This is a genomic window from Robertmurraya sp. GLU-23 (genome assembly GCF_052983275.1).
The window spans coordinates 51964-70987 of record NZ_JBRKCV010000010.1 but is presented as its reverse complement, the minus strand read 5'-3'; the positions used below and the strand labels follow the sequence as shown (position 1 = coordinate 70987).

Annotated in this window: 10 protein-coding genes; 8 read left to right on the top strand and 2 right to left on the bottom strand. The window is 40.3% G+C overall.

Going from position 1 to position 19024, the window contains the following annotated elements:
* Window positions 1–118: 118 nt before the first annotated feature.
* The 3 genes from ACVBAX_RS15990 to hpf all read left to right on the top strand — a co-directional run bounded on the left by ACVBAX_RS15990 (window position 119) and on the right by hpf (window position 9910).
* Window positions 119–8755: a leucine-rich repeat domain-containing protein gene (locus tag ACVBAX_RS15990; RefSeq protein WP_447117891.1), complete on the top strand. Its 8637-nt coding sequence runs from the start codon at window positions 119–121 to the stop codon at window positions 8753–8755.
* A 99-nt stretch (window positions 8756–8854) separates the two neighbouring features.
* Complete coding sequence (locus ACVBAX_RS15985; protein ID WP_447117890.1) at window positions 8855–9079, top strand: hypothetical protein; 225 nt, start codon at window positions 8855–8857, stop codon at window positions 9077–9079.
* A gap of 270 nt (window positions 9080–9349) precedes the next feature.
* A complete protein-coding gene (gene hpf / locus ACVBAX_RS15980) occupies window positions 9350–9910 on the top strand; it encodes a ribosome hibernation-promoting factor, HPF/YfiA family (RefSeq protein ID WP_391557880.1) in 561 nt (186 codons plus the stop codon).
* Window positions 9911–10059: 149 nt separating this feature from the next.
* Here the strand turns inward: hpf and ACVBAX_RS15975 are convergent, their stop codons facing one another.
* Together ACVBAX_RS15975 and ACVBAX_RS15970 are read right to left on the bottom strand one after the other, a co-directional pair.
* Entirely contained in the window at window positions 10060–11715 is a 1656-nt protein-coding gene (locus ACVBAX_RS15975; protein ID WP_447117889.1) for a methyl-accepting chemotaxis protein, read from the bottom strand.
* 12 nt (window positions 11716–11727) lie between these two features.
* Window positions 11728–12702, bottom strand: coding sequence for a BMP family lipoprotein (locus ACVBAX_RS15970; RefSeq protein ID WP_447117888.1), 975 nt, complete (start codon window positions 12700–12702; stop codon window positions 11728–11730).
* A 175-nt stretch (window positions 12703–12877) separates the two neighbouring features.
* On the opposite strand from ACVBAX_RS15970, the gene ACVBAX_RS15965 reads away from it, so the two are divergent.
* From ACVBAX_RS15965 to secA, 5 genes are all read left to right on the top strand, one after another.
* Window positions 12878–13447 (top strand): chromate transporter, encoded by a 570-nt coding sequence (locus ACVBAX_RS15965; RefSeq protein ID WP_447117887.1) that lies wholly within the window; start codon window positions 12878–12880, stop codon window positions 13445–13447.
* Window positions 13444–13974 carry a chromate transporter gene (locus tag ACVBAX_RS15960; RefSeq protein ID WP_447117886.1) on the top strand — a complete coding sequence of 177 codons (531 nt, stop codon included), beginning with the start codon at window positions 13444–13446 and terminating at the stop codon, window positions 13972–13974. The genes ACVBAX_RS15965 and ACVBAX_RS15960 overlap by 4 nt, the downstream gene beginning before the upstream one ends.
* Window positions 13975–14074: 100 nt before the next feature.
* Window positions 14075–14914 carry a DUF1028 domain-containing protein gene (locus tag ACVBAX_RS15955; RefSeq protein ID WP_447117885.1) on the top strand — a complete coding sequence of 280 codons (840 nt, stop codon included), beginning with the start codon at window positions 14075–14077 and terminating at the stop codon, window positions 14912–14914.
* Window positions 14915–15247: 333 nt separating this feature from the next.
* Window positions 15248–16336, top strand: a complete 1089-nt coding sequence (locus ACVBAX_RS15950; protein WP_447117884.1) for an SEC-C metal-binding domain-containing protein — start codon at window positions 15248–15250, stop codon at window positions 16334–16336.
* 136 nt (window positions 16337–16472) lie between these two features.
* On the top strand, window positions 16473–18989 hold the full coding sequence (secA, locus tag ACVBAX_RS15945; protein WP_430775532.1) for a preprotein translocase subunit SecA: 2517 nt from the start codon (window positions 16473–16475) through the stop codon (window positions 18987–18989).
* The last annotated feature ends 35 nt before the right edge of the window (window positions 18990–19024 follow it).

Genomic DNA, 19024 nt, shown 5'->3' with positions numbered 1-19024 from the left:
TAACAATAAATTGTTAACATTTTACTAAATTAAAGTTATAATAGTCATTGGTCATTTGGGTAATAATCCCTAGTTTGGCTACTATTTTACTATTTTTCGTAAGCGAGGGGGGTTCGAATTGAACGGGAGGAAAGTATTAAATCTATTAATGATTTTCACAATGGTTTTTTCAATTGTTGTGAGCCCGTTTTCTTCACAAACCGCGAAAGCAAGTATGATGCTTTCGGATGCTGAGGCTGTTCAGGTGAATAACACCATCCGAATTTCTTGGCACACCGACGATTTTATCGGTGAGGATTTTGTGGATTTTAAGCTAATTAAGAATGGTGAATCGTTTAAAATTGAACCTGTTGTTGTTCAAGAACAGGGTTCACCAGAAGACAGTGTCTTTATAACGGATTATTCTTATATTGATGCAGATATCAACAAAAGCACGCAATATACATATCAAATTGTAGGAATCACGAGTTCAGGTGAGGAATATTCAAGTGCTGAATTATCGTTAATGACTAGCGATTTTGAGGATGTTGATGCACCGAAAGTTAGTTCGGTTGAATTTATGATTGGTGGACAAGCCATTCCTGCTGTCCAAACAGCAGAGAATGAATATTCTGCTTCTATTAAAGGGATGCAGGATACGGACATGTTTACTGATATTAGCATCAACGCTTCTGCAGATGCAGCACATGCGACATTTTCTTTCCTAGTTAACTCTAAAACTTTTGATTTTACTAACGGTCTTGCTACTGCAAATATTAGTGAGATTCTTGGAGAGCTAGATTCTCAACAGGACGGAGTATCCGTTGGTAAATTAAAAGAACAAATGGGTTTATACGGCGGAAAGATCTCTGGAACACTTGTTGACTACTCAGGCAACGAACGAGAAATTGTTCTTCGTGTTACAGAAGAAGAAGTTACTGAGGTAGTAGTCGAAGAACCAACAACTGAGCAACCAGCTCCTAGTGAGCAAGATAACCAAGAAGAAGTAGGGGACACTTCAGGTCAAGTTATTGATTATATGGTTATTAATATCAATGGGATAGGCGTTCAACCAATGGATACGGGAGATAATCAGTTTACGCTGAATATGAAGCACTTCCTGGATCCTGCATTTACGATCGGTTCTGCATTGGAAAATGACGACTCGTTGGTTAACGATTTTACATTGTTCTCTTCTGAAAATCCTTCAGAAGCATTGATTTCTTATAATGGATCAACACACTCTGTTACATTTACAGATGGAGTTGGAAGCCTATCTTTTAAAGAGCTCCTGGGTATTACTGAGAACGACAATTTAACACTAGGAGAGTTAAAACGGTTTTTCGCTGATAACGGAGATGGAGATATTTCTATTACAGTAACTGAGCAATCAGGTACTACAAAAGAAGTGACTTTATCAATCGTTGGATCAGAGAATTTTAAAACAGTTGAAATTCCAGATCCTCAATTAGAAAATGCTATTCAAAATCAATTGGGGATTTCCGAAGGTGCTCTTACAGTAGCTAACTTAAAAGAGCTCGTTTACCTATATGCTCAAGGTGAAGGCATTACAGACTTAACTGGACTAGAGTATGCAACCAATCTTGAAGGGTTAGATGTAAGTGCGAATGACATTACTGATGTAAGTCCAATTGCGAGTTTAACTAATTTAACCTCATTAACATTATGGGGTACGCAAATTTCGGATATTAGTGGTTTAAGTTCTTTAACTAATTTAAGCTATTTAGATTTGGAAGATAATCATCAACTCGTGAATATCTCTCCAATTGAAAGTTTAGTTAAACTTGAAACACTTCGATTAAGTTTTAGTGCGGTAACCGATATTACGGATGTAAGCTCGCTAAGTAACTTAAGAGAACTTCATCTATATGGTTTATCTTTAGATTTATCAGAGGGTTCTGCAACTAGTTCGACAATCAACGATTTACAGTCTCGAGGTGTGTCCGTCTATTTTGATTGGATGCCAGAGTATCCAGTTTATGACGAATATCTCTATCTATATCACTCAGGTCAGGGAGTAACTCATAATTCATTTGAATTTGAGTGGGATAATTACGGGGATTTTGAATCATACGATATCTACTTAGATGGAGATCTAGTAAAATCTCTTTCTTCCGCTTCAACCAATTATGTGTTATCGGGTCTTCAGCCACGAACAACATACAATGTTGAAGTTAAAGGAAATCTTGTTGATGGAACAGTCGTTTCTTCTAGTACTGAGATCACTACTTCTTGGGCTCCTGAGGATTTACAAGAGGTAAAAATCCAAGCTGTAAATGAAAACGATCAACCCTTAACAAATGGTTATCAGTACTCTATTAGTGGTACAAATGAATCAAATCAAGACTTCTTCCAGTATGGATACGTGAACTATGAAGGGTATTTAACTTTTTGGGAGTACAATAGTTTAAAACTACCTCAAGGTAAATATGATGTAATTATCTATGATCCGGAAAACTATGATAATTCAACTATTTATAGCATTGAGGTTGAAGAGGGAGTTAATTACCTAGAAAATCCATTTAAACTAACCTTTAATGAAGGTGAGAACTCATCCGAACCTTTTAAAGTAAAGGTAACGAATGTAACCGAGAATTCGATCACCGTAGAATGGACAAATCAATCAAAGGTAACAAACTACAGCCTATACTTATATAACCAAGATTCTAGTTATTATGAGGGGCAAGATGTAACTTTAGAGAAAGGTACTACTTCTTATACCTTTACAAATCTTTCATCTGATACCCGTTATGGATTTAGTTTAAATGCTGAATTTTCAAACGGTCTCTCATATGGAACTTACATGTTTATTAAAACAAATGGTGGATTGCAAGAAGGGGAATTAGTTACATTCGCTGACGCAACACTAGAGCAGATCGTACGTGAAGAGATTGGTGTTTATTCGCGAGATATCACTTCAGTGGATCTAGAGGAATTAACTTACCTTTATGCATACGATCAACAGATTACTAGTCTGGTAGGTTTAGAACATGCGGTGAATTTACAAGGACTAGGTTTGGGAAGAAATGAAATTGAAGATATTAGCCCACTTGCTGGATTAACTTCTTTAACGGACTTAACCCTTTGGAATAACAACATCGTTGATATAACACCTTTAAGTAACTTAACGCAACTAACTTACTTGGACTTGGATAGCAATAAAATCGTTGATGTCACACCTTTAGGTTCATTAACCAATTTAAGAGACCTATGGTTATATAACAATCCAATAGAAGATTTTACAACTCTAGAAGAACTTAGAGCAGCTGGAGTAAATGTTTATTATAATAACTATCCAGGTGAATACTACGAGTATCTTTATGTTAATTTACTGAATGTAACGGAAAATTCCATTTCGATTGATTGGTCTATATGGAATCAATCCGAGGAAGTAGATTACTTTGATGTAACAATTGGAGATACAGTTGTTACTGTGGAACCAGATACACTTTCCCATGTATTTAATGATCTTTCTCCAAATACGTTTTATGAGATTCAAGTAGACGCACACTACGTTGATGGCCGTATTATTAGTGGATACAATGCGGTTTGGACAGACTATCCGGCTGATCAATTAAGGGATGTTAATATTAACCTTAATAATCAGACTGATTTGTCAACTGAGAACTATGAATTTTCTATTAATGGTATGGATGATGCTAACCAACGAGTATTTGAATACGGATATGTAAGTGAAAGTGGAGAGTTTAAGAGCTTTTATGATGATGAACCATTTTCATTACCTGCTGGTCAATATGAAGTCTTTTTATATGGTCCTCCAGGAGTATTTAACCAATACAGTACGTATCAATTTGAGGTACTAGAAGGTACAGATTATATTGTTTCACCTGTGGAACTAGTATTTGACGGGTTTGATGGAGAGTTTGAACCAGGACCTTCACTTGGTATTCAAGTTGTAAATACTACTGATACATCAATAGAAATTAGCTGGAATCAAGTTCCTGACGTTATTGGTTATTCTGTATGCATTGAAGAGCAGAATGAACAAGATTATTCTAGTTCTTGTATTACTGAGGAATCATTAGATTCATCTGTGACCTCATATACATTTACAGATCTATTACCAAATACAAACTATATCGTATCGGTTAACGCTTCTTATACTGATTCAGGGTTTGGTGAAGGAATTCTTGTACAAACAACAGGCAGTTCTGAGGGTGAAAATCCAGGACAAGACCCTGATGAGGACCTTGGGGAAGTCGTAAATATTCCTGACGGAGCTCTAAATGAAGCCATTCGTAACACATTAAATGTGTATGACAGAGATCTTTATACAAGTGACCTAGATCAATTAACAAGCTTGTATGCTAGTCGTTTGGGAATTACAGATCTAACAGGCTTAGATAAAGCGGTCAACTTAACGTACCTTGACGTAAGTTTTAATCAAATTAGTGATATAACTCCTTTACAGAATTTAACTAACTTAACTAACCTAATTCTATGGAGTAATGAGATTACAGAAATCCGCTCATTAAGCTCACTAACGAACCTGACTTACTTAGACCTTGATACGAACAACATTACTGATGTAAGTCCACTTGCTGGTTTAACAAACCTAGATACATTATGGCTTGCGAATAACCCTGCGAGTGACATTAGTAGGTTAATAGACTTAACAAATTTAACTAACTTATACCTGTATGGCATGCCGTTGGATGTAAATGATTCAGCAACAATGAATACTATTGAAACCCTTCAAAATGCAGGGGTATATGTAAGTTATGACAGTCAAATCTATGTACCATCTATCTATGCTTATGTAGGCTCTATTTCAGAGACAGCAATTGAAGTACAGTGGTGGTCAGAGGAAATGACTTCAAGCATTGATCACTATAACCTATACCAAAATGGGGAAAAGGTTGATTCTGTTGATTCTAATGCTTACACTTATACATTTAAATCATTAGCACCTAACACAGAATACGAATTTATGATTGAAGCAGTTAACTCAGATAACGAGGGATTGGCTTCAGCATTTACGTATGCTGTAACAGAACGTGCACAAGCCGACATGGAAAATGTGACATTTAAGGTTGTGGACTCCAAAGACGAATCAGTTCCTCAAAACCTTGAATATTCAATACAAGGATTGGGTGAAAACAACCAGGATGTATACTTATATGGTTACACTGATGGAGAAGGGTTCTTACGTTCTTGGTATACACCAAGCAAAACATTGTCTCTTCCAGCCGGTCAATATGAACTAATTGTTTACGGAAATGGAACATACCCATCTACAATAGAAACGATTGAAATTGTAGCTGGACAGGATTACGAGACTAATCCGTATGAAATCGTATTAACGAAGTTCGAAAAAGAAACAATGAATGTCGAAGTAAAAGTAACTGACAAAGAAGGTAATCCAGTAGACTCTATTGAGTATCTATCACTTTATAGCTATCCAGTGATGGAAGCATTTGGTTACCAAGAGGGCCAATACTATTTATGGCAAGAGCAAAGTGATACTGGAGAATACACACTTGAAAATGTTGTTGTGTCTGATCAATTCAAGTATCAATTAACTGTACAGGTACCTGGATATATTACTTACAACAATGCTGAGGTTACAGTTGATTCTTCAACAGATGTAATCGAAGTAGTTGTAGATAAAGGTGTATCTATAACAGGCTCTATTGTTGACTCAAACGATAGTCCGCTTTCTGGGGCTTATATTTACGCATACGGAGATCAAACCTATGCATATGGTCAATCTGACTCAGAAGGAATTCAGTTAGATGGACTACACAAAGAAGAGTTAGAAGTTGAGATTTTAATGCAAGGCTATCAATCTCATAAAGTAACTGTTACTGCTGATCAATTTGTAAATGGTACTTTTGATCTAGGAAAAATCGTGTTACAGTCTGAAAAATATGTACACGGAAAAATCCTAAAAGAAAATGGTGAGCCAGCAAAGAATGTCTATGTGTACCTATATGCAGAAGGTAGTACATGGAGTACAAACTGGGCTAGAACAGACGCGGATGGATACTTTAAGATTCGTAATGTAGCTGACGGTAGCTATGTGTTAAAGACGGATGCGTACAATCTGCCTAATGTAGAATTAGAAGACATACAGCCTCTGCCAGAGGAATATGTTATTACACTAGTTGAAGAGGGTGAAGGAAGCTTTGTAGGAGAAGGAAACGGATTTACTGCTTCTAAGCAAACCGTTGTTCCAGGTAAATCATTAGATTACCGTTTCAACTACAAAAATAATGGAACAGCTCCTGCTGAAAATGTGGAAGTTTCATTAAACCTTTCTACTGATGTGGAATTAATAGAGGATTCTATCCTTCTAAATGGACAAGCTGTTACATTGGATCGTGGAAAAGTGGTTATTCCGAGTGTAGCGGCGGGAGAGTCTGGAACTATCACATTTAAAACGAATGTGAATGAAGCGGCGACTCAAACAATTGTTTCAAATGCAACAATTTCTTTAGATGAAAACCAGAATACGTTCACGGCAACAACGAATGTATTGTTTGTCACTCTAAACGCACCAGAAATTACTGCTACATCTAAAATTAAGGTGTATGGTAATGCAAAATCAGGTGCAAAGGTAGAAATTTATGATGGAGATGTATTATTAGCTCAAACAACTGTTGATAGTCGTTGGTGGTATGCGGATGTAACATTACCAGTAAAAACAGGAGAAAATATCTCACATCAACTAGTTGCAAAGGTGATTGAAGGTGAGCGTGCAACATACTCTCAACCAGTAACTGTTTCATACGAGCCAAACATCCCAGAAGTAACTGATGTAAAAATTTCAGCTGGATGGAATCAAAACATTACCATTAACCCGAACACTGGTGTCGTAACCTCAGCAATCGTTGAGTACACGCCTATCGATGTGAAAGTTCAATTTAGTGGTGAGGTAGATTCAGCGAAAATTAGCTTCCTTGGTCAAGAATACGACCTTACTAAGGACGGAGACCATTATATTGGTGGAATTCCTAGCACATGGAGTTCATATGGGGAGCAAATGTTAGAATTGATCTTCACAATTGGTGATCAAGTGATTAAATTACCTCTTATGGAAGTCATCGTTCTAATTGACCCATCGGGATATGTATTTGAAGGAAGTATGGAAAATCGATTACAGGGAGCAACAGCAGTCGTTGAACAATCTGTAAACGGAAGATGGCAACAATGGAATGCTGCATTCTATGGTCAAATTAATCCACAAGTAACCGATGAAGAAGGTCGCTATGGATGGGACGTTATTCAGGGTGACTGGCGAGTAATTTTCAGCAAGGATGGTTTTGACACTTATACTAGTCGTACGGTTGTTGTTCCTCCTGCTGAGACAGAGCTAAACGTTCCATTAGTTAGAACATCAAAACCGGTAGTTAACTCCATTTTACCTGCAATAAATGCGACAGATGTTGCTTTAGATAGTGCAGTAGAAATCGGTTTTGACCGCCTGATGAATGTAGAAGGTTTAGATTCGAAAATTAAGGTATATAAAGGTGACCAATTAGTTGAAGGATCATTAGATTACGAAATGCTAAATGGTTATAAAGAAACACCAGGAAAACCAGGCTACTTTGAAGAGGATGCAACTAAGCAGCTCGCTCAAAAAATTGTTTGGAAACCAGCTACAAACCTTGAGTCAAATCAAGAGTACCGTGTAGTCGTGGAGCAAGATGTAAAAGATTATGCTGGTAAAACACTTGAAGCTAGCGTAGAATCAACGTTTACAACTGTTGAGGTTGAAGACGAAGATAATGGTGGAGAAACACCAGGTCAAGGTAACCAAGACAATGGAGGACAAACACCAGGTCAAGGTAATCAAGACAATGGAGGACAAACACCAGGTCAAGGTAATCAAGACAATGGAGGACAAACACCAGGTCAAGGTAATCAAGACAATGGAGGACAAACGCCAGGTCAGGGTAACCAAAATAATGGAGGACAAACACCAGGTCAAGATAATGGTGGACAGGTTCCGGATAAGGGCAACAATGGAACTCAAACTCCAGATGGAAATACCACAAATCCAGGTAACCCGAACAATAACTCAAACAAATCTAATGTAACAGTTAAACCAGCAGTTAACGGAAATAAAGCTACCGTTACAGATAAACAACTTGAAAATATTACAAACAAAGGAACACTCTTTGTTGATTTGCAAAACAGTAACACCTCTGATATCTCTGTTGAATTTACAGCTGATCAGATCGAATTACTAAAGGATAAAAAGGTAGAAATCCAAATAGCTAATGGTGATGTAACTTTATCAATTCCAAGTAGTGTTTTAACAAACGGAAATGAAAAAACAAGCATCCATATATTAAAGCTAAAGGATATTCAAAACGCACTAAGTCCAGTGTATGATTTTACTATTACTCAAGGTGGCCAAGTGATTAGTCAGTTCAGTGAAGGTGTTACTCTAACATTTAACGTGGACGACACAAGAGTAAGTAATCCTGATAATGTAAAAGTATTCTACTGGAATCCGACTACAAGTAGGTGGGAGCTAATAGGTGGTAGCTACAGTAATGGAGTTGTTACAGCTACGACAACCCACTTTAGTGTTTATACAGTATTTGAAACAACTAGTGAAGAAGTTTCAAGTCCTGGAAAGAGCTTAGTTCCAGTTCAACAAAATGGACAAGAGCTTCCGAATACAGCAACCAATTCGTTCAATTGGTTATTGATTGGACTAACTATTCTACTTGTAAGCTGTGCAGCACTTTTTATCTTACAAAGAAGAAAAATGGTTAACTAACATTGAGAATAGCCCTCTTGCTTAGGCAGGAGGGTGTTCTTAATTAATGTAACAGTTGTTATAATAAGTATTTAAATCAAGTTATAAGGAGTTATTACAGTGAAGAAATTATTTTTTATCTTACTCGCTAGTTTATTATTGATTACCGGTTGTAATTCTAAAGAAGAAACGACAACGACAACCGAAGAAGATAAGACAGTGGAGCAATACCAAGAAGAAATCAAGGAATTAAAAGTAGAGAATGGAAGACTAAAAATAGAGAATGCCAAGCTTGAAAAGAAAGTTTCTACTTTAGAAGCAAGTATGAATCAAGAAAGCAAATAATTAGGGACTAGTTAGAGCTAGTCTCTTTTCTTTTATTTAAATATGGAGAAATGGTTACAAGTCACCAATTCGACACAATTTTCAAACCTTTTTCAAGTTTTAGCAGGAGTTTACGAGGGTAAAATAGAAGTATAAATACATAGTCTTAATTACCATATTAAGACGGTGGTTATTTTTAAGATATGCTTGGAAAAAGTGGCGTAGGACAAGCTGCTCTAAGCATAACAGTAAGGTAACCAAATTTGTATAATGTGAAGGAGGAGTTCACTTATGAATTACAACGTTCGTGGTGAAAACATTGAGGTAACTCCAGCAATTAGAGAGTACGTGGAAAAGAAGATTGCCAAGTTGGAAAGATATTTTACTGAGACTCCTAATGCAAATGTTCATGTGAATTTGAAGTTGTACAATGACAAGCGATCCAAAGTAGAGGTAACAATTCCGATGGCGAATTTGGTACTTCGTGCAGAGGAAGTTCATGATGATATGTATGCGGCGATTGATCTAATTACAGACAAGTTAGAGCGTCAAATCCGTAAGCATAAAACAAAAGTGAACCGCAAATTCCGTGAAAAAGGGAACCTAAATGAATTGTTTGCTTCTCCAGTCGAAAATCAAGGCGGCGGTGTAGCAGTAGAAGAGGATGAGAGCGATTTAGAGCTTGTTCGTCAAAAGAGCTTTGACCTAAAGCCAATGGACAGCGAAGAAGCGATCCTTCAAATGAACCTACTTGGCCACAGCTTCTACGTGTTTACAAATGCTGAGACAAACCGTACCAATGTCGTTTACAAGCGTAAAGATGGCCGTTATGGCTTGATTGAAGCTCAATAATAAGGAAAATGCCTACTCGTTTAGATCGAGTAGGCATTTTTATCATCTTAATATAATTGTAACTTTCATCGAGTTTCTTGCATCTTGGATTGGTTTGTTGCAAGATTTCCGATATGACATACATTTCGTACTAACCCGACAAAAATCACCTACAACCGAAACTTCGCCAATTCCTTCTTCATCTCTACGGTCAACTCCTGCAGCTGCTCCATCTTCTCATTCACCTGCTCAAATGCCTGAAGCTGCGCATCCGTAGAGGCACTGATCTCCTCAGTTCCAGCTGCAGTTTCTTCGGTAACGGCCGAAATATTCTCAATTGCAGAAATAACCGAAGCACTCATGCTGCTAGAAGTTTTCATCCCCTCAACCAACGCATCCAACTGCTCATTGATTGCCATCACATTCATAGAAATCACTTCAAATGAAGATTCTGTTTCCTTCATAGAAGATTGTTGTTGATGCGATAACTCATACCCAAGCTCCGTTGCTTCCACAATGGTCGCAATGCCTTTTTTCATATGGCTAACCATCGTTGTGATATGTTCCGTTGCCTTAGTGGAGTCGTCTGCTAGCTTACGAACTTCGTCTGCGACAACAGCAAAACCTTTACCAGCTTCTCCTGCACGCGCCGCTTCAATGGCCGCATTTAAGGCTAATAAATTTGTCTGATTGGCAATATCACGTACGGAACGCGCCGCTTCCTCAATTTGTCCAGCAAACTGTGTGAAGCCCTCGACGGATGTTTTTATATGATCGGTTGACTTAGACAATTGGGAAGCCAGTTCAACTTGTTTTTCTAACGACACTCGACCGGTTTGAACCGAATCCAACGCAGCAGATCCAGCCTGTGATGATTGGTCGGTTTTATCCTGAACACGAGAGAATTCTTCGTTCATCGCACCCATTGAGCCGGCAGTTGATTGAATATCTTCTGAAACCGATTGACTTCCGCGAGCGAGCTCTTCTGTTGAAACAGCCACCTGGTTGCTAATTTCACGCAAATTCACCATATGTCCAGACACTTCAGCGGTAAAGCCCGTCACTCGTTCTCCGACTTGTTCAATTGATTGAACGGTTTGTTTTACATTCGAAATCATTAACGCAAAAGCAGATTTAAGCTGATCCAACTCATACGAACTATTTTCCTTCACTTCGTCGACTTCAACCGTGAGGTCTCCGTCCGCCACTTTAATCGCGTGAGCCACCACTTCGCTTAACGGTTTCGCAATACGTCTAGCCAAGAACCAAGTTGAAAGGCTAGATAACACAATCAATAAAACAATCGCAATAATCGAGAATAAAACAACAAACTGAATCTTTTTCTCGGTTTGTTGGAGCATTTCGTCGTACCATTCTCCAGTCTGTTTATCCAACAGGTATACATCATTCAAGACACCAGAAATACGAATCGATTGTCTTTTAATCGCCGAGGGGTCGTTACTTCCAAACCCCGCATCAACCTCAGATGATAGGGCGTCAAACTTTTCTTGAACTTTCCCTAGCGTTTCTTTCTGCTCATCCACTCTAATTACTTTTGTAAGTGATGCTATTTGCTCATCAATGTTCTGTAATTGTGTCACAGCTTCTGATTTGTTTGCTTCACTTTGGTTGAATGTATAATTCGAGAGTGCTTGTTTGGCAACAACCAGCTCTCCTTGAATACCTTCCACCAATAATAAAACCTGTACATCATCCTTAGCTGAGCTTTGCATGCTCACTAGCTGAGATATCATAAATCCAATAATCAATGTTGATAATAAAAGTGGAATGATGGCGATGATGAGTAAGCGAGATCTAAGTTTCATGTCATTCCCTCCTTATTCCATTTCGACGGTAATGTCGCCCGAAATGATTTTCTCTTTTGCTTCTTCAAGCTGGCTGTTCTCAGCATCTGTTAGTTGTACGACACGAATGTCCGCTAAGCCAACACCATTTTCAGAAAGACCGAGCACATACTCGGAAGAACCAATTTTTCCTGTTTCCTTCAATTCTTTAGCGATATCGTACACGGCCACGTCAATATTTTTTAACATAGAAGTGGTAACAGCCTTTTCTGCTACGAAAAATTGGTCAGAATCCACACCAGCTGCTAACTTCCCAAGTTTTTGAGCCGTCTGAAGTGCGCCGAAGCCCGTAAATCCAGCGGCCGGGTAGATGAAGTCAGCACCAGCAGCGATTTGTTTTTCGGCAATTGTTCCACCAAGTGTCGCGTCTCCAAAGGAATTCGCGTACTCAACCATTACTTCTACATTCGGATTGACGTACTTGGCTCCTTGAATGTAGCCTGCTTTAAAATGATTCACGACAGGCACATCAAAGCCACCGATAAATCCAATCTTACCCGTGGTACTCTTCATCGCAGCGACCATTCCTACTAGAAAGCTTCCTTCGTATTCTTTAAAGGTAAGGGATACGACGTTTTCAAGTTCAGAAACCTCATCTATAATCATAAATGGCTGATTTGGATGTTCCTTTGCTACTTTTTCTAACGCTTCCTTAACAGAGAAACCAAGACCGATAATCAGGTCATATTCTTCCTCGACAAGTTCCGTTAGTTTTTCTTCGAAGTCACCGTCTGGAGCTTCTTTATAGTCAAACAAAATTCCAAACTCGTCGCGAGCTCGTTCTAGGCCACGGAACGCGGAATCGTTAAAGGATTCGTCCCCAAGTCCACTATCTGATAAAAGAATCCCAATTTTGTATTCTTTTTCTGTCTTTGTTTGCTGTGCTCCGAGTGAACATGCGCTTAAAACGTTCACGACTAGGAACAATAAGAATATTCTTTTTAGCATGTTGCTGTCCTCCTCTTGGTTGTACATACCTCTTATGTATCGGACAAAATTCGACAAGTTTAAGTAAATTGTTTCGATTTTGTGAATATCTCGAATTCCGAAATAATGGTTAACGAAAACACATAAATTTGGTATGATGAAACTATCTGAATTTTTATAATATAGGAGGAATGTTATGAAGCACAGACAGTTATTTATCGCCTTCTTCCGCTCAGGAATTCTGGGCTATGGTGGTGGGCCATCATCAATTCCTCTTGTCAAAAAGGAAGTTGTCGATACATTCAAATGGATGGATTCGGATGAGTTTGGCGATATTTTGGCACTGGCCAATGCCTTGCCAGGGCCGATTAATACGAAGATGGCCGGTTATATTGGGTATCGTGTGGGTGGTGTGTTAGGACTTTTAAACGCACTTTTTGCCTCGATTTTACCGAGTATTTTTTTCATGATTATCTTGTTAAATGTACTAAATACTTACAAAGACGAACCATGGGTGCGAGGGATGTCGATGGCGGTTGTGCCGGTTGTTGCGGTTATGCTTGCAACATTAACTTGGGATTTTGTAAAAAAATCATCGAGCTCTAGTCTCGGTTGGGGTTGGACTTTTCTTTTTATCGTTGCGAGCCTTGTGTTGCTTCAATTTTTAAACGTGCATCCTGCAATCATTATTTTTGCTTTATTACTCAGTGCATTATTGAAAAAAGATCCTGAGAAGTCTAAGGAAAAGGAGAAGACGTCCGCATGATTTATTGGCAATTGTTTTTGGCGTTTTTTATTCCGGGAATTCTCGGGTATGGTGGGGGACCGGCGTCGATTCCACTGGTTGAAAATGAAGTGGTGGATCGGTATGAATGGTTGTCTGTTAATGAATTTAGTGAGGTGCTCGCGTTAGGGAATGCACTACCAGGACCGATTGCGACGAAAATGGCCGGGTATATTGGCTATGAAGTGGGTGGTGTGTTCGGAGCCGTGGTTGCTGTATTTGCCACGGTGGCACCGTCGTTGATTTTGATGGTCACCTTACTCGGTTTATTGATGAAATATAAAGAATCACCAAAGGTAAAGCGACTCACTGTATTGGTGCGACCAGTTATTGCTGTCCTGTTAGGGGTGATGACGTATGATTTCTTTTTCTCCTCATTTGAAGGAGCGGGGATTTGGCAGACGATTGGGATTGGTGTCATTGCCTTTGTGTTGATGGAAAGGCTGAAGGTTCATCCTGCCTATGTGATAGCGGGTGCGCTTGTTTATGGTGGGGTATTTTTGGGATAAGTCAGGATCAGTAGCACATTCCACAAGCTGGTGTTGCTAGCGCAACAAAGGCTTGCTTCATGTGCTACTGACCTTATTAGAAGCGTGAGGAGGCAGAAACATGACGTTTTCAATCGTAGGCTATGATCCAAAGGAAAAAGAATGGGGAATTGCGGTACAATCAAAGTTTCTTGGAGTCGGAGCCGTGGTGCCGTTCGCTATGGCTGGGGTAGGTGCTGTTGCGACGCAGTCTTATGCGAATACGGCTTATGGTCCGGAGGCGTTGGGGCTGTTTTCAGAAGGGAAGTCAGCGGAAGAGGTGATCGGAATCATTACTTCACGTGATGAGGATAGAGATCTGCGTCAAGTTGGAGTGATCGATGCGAACGGAAATGCCGCTACTTTTACCGGTGAAAAATGTTATGACTGGGCAGGTGGAATCACTGGAGAGCATTTTGCCGCACAGGGAAATATTTTAGTTGACGAAAAGACCGTACAAGCGATGGCAAACACGTTTCAAGAGACAAGTGGTACACTGGCAGAACGTTTGCTTGCCGCGTTAAATGCGGGGCAAGAGGCTGGCGGAGATAGTCGTGGTCAGCAATCAGCGGCCCTATTAGTGGTAAAGGAAGCGGGAGGTTATGGTGGGTACAATGACCGCTTCATCGATCTTCGTGTCGACGATCATCCGGAGCCCATTAAAGAGCTCATTCGCGTATTTGGTTTGCAACAGCTATACTTTGCTCCTCCTAAGCAAGAGCGGATTGCTACGATTGAAGGACATGTGAAAAAAGAATTGGTCGCACATTTAAGACGTCACGGATATTTGGAACTGTATGTGGATGAGGAAAGTGTTCACAAGGCGCTGACTCGTTATATACATACCGAGAACTTTGAAGCGCGCGAGTTAGAGCGTGGGAAGATTGACTTGGACGTTCTTGATTATATGAAAAAGCAGTAGTTTTAATAGTGGGCACTTCTTCCTAGCCAAGAAGTGCTTTTTATTTTGAGAAACACGCCCCATTTTCTCCTCAATCCCTTTTGTATTCCACCATAATCGTTTACACTAAAGGGTAAGAGATTTGGATAAAGGCAATGTTCACATTGATTGTTGTTAAAATCTAAAAGCCGATTTTAACGTGGAAACAAGCTATTTTGTGCTTAAATTAAGAATGCAAGCTCATTTCTTACAATTGGAGTCTATTTTGCTATGTATGGTAGCTTAGGTTAGGCGTTTTTTATCTCCAAAACAACAAAGTTTAAGAAAAGAGCCTTGATAAAGAAGGAGAACCGAATGGCAGCATCATATAACAGAAATGCACCATGTACATGTGGGAGCGGGAAAAAATATAAAAAATGTTGTGGCTTAAAAGAAGCCATTTCGATTAACTCATTAATAGAACGGGAGATTGAGCAAATCCAGGCAAAGGTCATCAGTGATGTGGATTATATGTACGGTGATGAAATTGATGAGGATTTTGATCGGTATGTTCTTCCTGCGCTCGTTGATGATGAAAAGGAAATCGAGTTTTTTGGCTTTATTCATACCGTATGGTTCGCCCTTTTCAAACAAGTGGACCAAAACATGACGTATTTACAAGACTTCATCCATCATCGTGATAAAACGGTCACAAGAGCGAGTTTGCGAGACATCGTCGCTTCCTGGCACAATCCTCGCCCGGTTGCAGGGAGAATGCTTGAGCTTACGCCAACCAGTGTAACGATGAAGGACACGCTGACAGATGAGCATCTTCAAATTAAGCTTCTCCAGCCATCAGCAGCTGAGCCGAACTCTTTCATCTTCGGATTTATCGTTCCATATCGTGAGGAGTGGATCTTTTTCCCGACCTTCTTCGACCTTGAAGGGGAATCAGATCAAAGGGATGAAGAATTTATTAAGCAGGAGTTTGCCGAAAGCAAGTACGATGACCCCATCGAGTTTTTGAAAAATCAGCTCCTTTATGTGATGAACGAAATTCAATTTTTATCAGCCGAAGTGAACATCGACAACTTCAATTGGCCACTCCCTGTTCACAAGGTGATTGCCGAGTTGTTGGTCCAAGAGTTTAAGAGCTATGGTTCACCACCAGAACTAACCGGAACGGGAATCGCGCTTTGGAATCGTTATTGTCAAATCAAGCCAAAGCAGGTGAAAAGCAAGTCTGTGTACGTGGCGGCTGTTCAGTATGTGGCGATGGAGGTTCATCCATTAGTTGATTTGACGATTAATGAGTTTGCCTTGGAGACGAACGTCTCTGCGGCTAGTCTTGGAAGAATTGTCAGGGACTTAAAGACCACGCTCACTCCTGAGTTACGAGAACTCCGAGCGATGATTTTAGAAGACCTGCAGATTGAACTAGAAGAGGACGAGTATTTAAAGTAGGTTGTTTCTGGCTCTTATTGGCACTGATTACCCAAAAGTGATAAAATAATAGGTAAACATTTGAATGACGAAGGGTTCGCCAAGCAATCTGGCGAATTTATACATAATTAGCCATAACCAAAAAGGAGCGTTCTAAATGCTTGGAATGTTAAATAAAGTGTTTGATCCAAATAAAAGAGAATTAAAACGCCTAACCAAACTGAGTGAAGAGATTGAAAAATTGGCACCACGAATGGAAGCGTTGAGCGATGACGAGCTTCGTGCTAAAACGGACGAGTTCAAGTCTCGCTATCAAGGTGGCGAGTCGCTTGATGACTTGCTTGTTGAAGCGTTTGCCGTTGTGCGCGAAGGAGCCAAGCGTGTTCTTGGGCTTTACCCGTATCCTGTTCAGCTCATGGGGGGAGCGTCTCTTCATGAAGGGAACATTTCCGAGATGAAGACAGGGGAAGGGAAAACGTTAACGTCTACCATGCCTGTATATTTAAACGCCTTGTCTGGAAGAGGCGTTCACGTCGTAACGGTGAACGAATACTTGGCAAGCCGTGACGCGACAGAAATGGGTCAGCTTTATACGTTCTTAGGCTTAACGGTTGGTCTAAACACAAACGGCCTTTCAAAAGAAGAAAAGCAAGCTGCGTATGCTTGTGATATTACGTATTCAACGAATAATGAACTTGGATTCGATTATCTTCGTGACAACATGGTTCTGTACAAAGAGCAAAAGGTACAGCGTCCGCTTTTCTATGCGGTCATTGACGAAGTCGACTCCATCCTCATCGACGAAGCGCGTACCCCATTGATCATTTCTGGTTCGGCTCAAAAGTCGACAGCTCTTTATATTCAAGCGAATGCGTTTGTTCGTACGTTGAAAAAAGAAGAGGACTACACGTACGATGAAAAGACAAAGGGTGTTCAGCTGACGGAAGACGGAATCAACAGAGCAGAGCGCGCGTTTGGCATCGAGAACTTATTCGATATCCGTCACGTCGCGTTGAACCACCATATCGGACAAGCACTGAAGGCTCATGCGAGCATGCATTTAGACGTGGACTATGTGGTGCAAGACGGGGAAATCGTGATCGTTGACCAATTTACAGGTCGTCTCATGAAGGGACGTCGTTATAGCGATGGTCTTCACCAAGCGATTGAAGCGAAGGAAGGTCTGGAGGTTCAAAACGAGAGCATGACGCTTGCGACGATTACGTTCCAGAACTACTTCCGTATGTATGAAAAATTGTCAGGGATGACGGGTACGGCGAAAACAGAGGAAGAGGAATTCCGCAATATTTATAATATGAATGTTGTTGTCATTCCTACGAATCGTCCGATTGCCCGTGATGACCGTGCCGATTTAATCTACGCATCAATGGACGGAAAATTCCGTGCCGTTGTGGAGGATATCGCTGAGCGAAACAGCAAGGGACAACCCGTTCTTGTTGGTACGGTTGCGATTGAAACATCTGAATTAATTTCAAAATACCTAACGAAAAAGGGTATTCGTCATAATGTATTAAACGCGAAGAACCACGAGCGCGAGGCAGAAATCATTGCTGAAGCAGGCTATAAAGGTGCGGTAACGATCGCAACCAACATGGCTGGTCGTGGTACAGATATTAAACTTGGCGAAGGTGTAAAAGAGGTTGGCGGGTTAGCCGTTATTGGTACGGAGCGCCATGAGAGCCGTCGTATTGATAACCAGCTTCGTGGACGTTCAGGTCGTCAAGGAGATCCAGGGGTAACACAGTTCTATCTTTCGATGGAAGATGAGCTAATGCGCCGCTTCGGTTCTGACAATATGAAGGCAATGATGACACGTCTTGGCATGGACGATTCTCAGCCAATCCAAAGTAAAATGGTATCAAGAGCCGTAGAATCCGCACAAAAACGTGTAGAAGGAAACAACTTCGATGCGCGTAAGCAGCTTCTTTCTTACGACGATGTGCTTCGTCAGCAACGTGAAATTTTATACACGCAAAGAAATGAAGTGCTTGAGTCTGAGAACCTACGTGAAATCGTAGAGAAAATGATTGAAACGGTTGTTAGCCGCAGCGTGGAAGTTCACACACCGAGCTTTGAGGATCGTGACAAATGGAACCTGCAAGGAATCATTGACTATGTGAACGGAAATCTTCTTCACGAAGGTGTTGTAACAGTTGATGACCTGAAAAATAAAGAGCCAGAAGCAATGGCAGAATTGATTCTTGCGAAAGTGAAGGAGCGCTACGACGAAAAAGAAGAGCAGCTTTCATTCGAGCAAATGCGTGAATTCGAAAAAGTTGTCGTACTTCGTGCCGTTGACTCGAAGTGGATTGATCACATCGATGCCATGGATCAGCTTCGTCAAGGAATTCACTTACGTGCGTACGGTCAAATCGACCCACTTCGGGAATATAACCACGAAGGCTTTGCGATGTTCGAAAGCATGATCGCAGCCATCGAAGAGGATGTAGCGAAGTACGTCATGAAGGCGGAAATCCGCAACAACCTAGAGCGCCAAGAGGTAGCAAAGGGCCAAGCAGTGAACCCAAAAGAAGACGGTGAAAAGGCTGTTAAGAAAAAGCCAGTAACCAAGGCAATGGATGTCGGCCGAAACGACCCATGTATTTGCGGAAGCGGCAAAAAGTATAAAAACTGCTGCGGAAGCTTAGACTAGAGGCAATAAAAGTGGCTGGAATTTTGGCATTAAGG

Excerpts from the sequence above, each read along its gene's own strand:
- hpf (WP_391557880.1), top strand. The coding sequence starts at position 9,350 with ATGAATTACAACGTTCGTGGTGAAAACATTGAGGTAACTCCAGCAATT.
- ACVBAX_RS15975 (WP_447117889.1), bottom strand. The coding sequence starts at position 11,715 with ATGAAACTTAGATCTCGCTTACTCATCATCGCCATCATTCCACTTTTA.
- ACVBAX_RS15970 (WP_447117888.1), bottom strand. The coding sequence starts at position 12,702 with ATGCTAAAAAGAATATTCTTATTGTTCCTAGTCGTGAACGTTTTAAGC.
- ACVBAX_RS15965 (WP_447117887.1), top strand. The coding sequence starts at position 12,878 with ATGAAGCACAGACAGTTATTTATCGCCTTCTTCCGCTCAGGAATTCTG.
- ACVBAX_RS15960 (WP_447117886.1), top strand. The coding sequence starts at position 13,444 with ATGATTTATTGGCAATTGTTTTTGGCGTTTTTTATTCCGGGAATTCTC.
- ACVBAX_RS15955 (WP_447117885.1), top strand. The coding sequence starts at position 14,075 with ATGACGTTTTCAATCGTAGGCTATGATCCAAAGGAAAAAGAATGGGGA.
- ACVBAX_RS15950 (WP_447117884.1), top strand. The coding sequence starts at position 15,248 with ATGGCAGCATCATATAACAGAAATGCACCATGTACATGTGGGAGCGGG.
- secA (WP_430775532.1), top strand. The coding sequence starts at position 16,473 with ATGCTTGGAATGTTAAATAAAGTGTTTGATCCAAATAAAAGAGAATTA.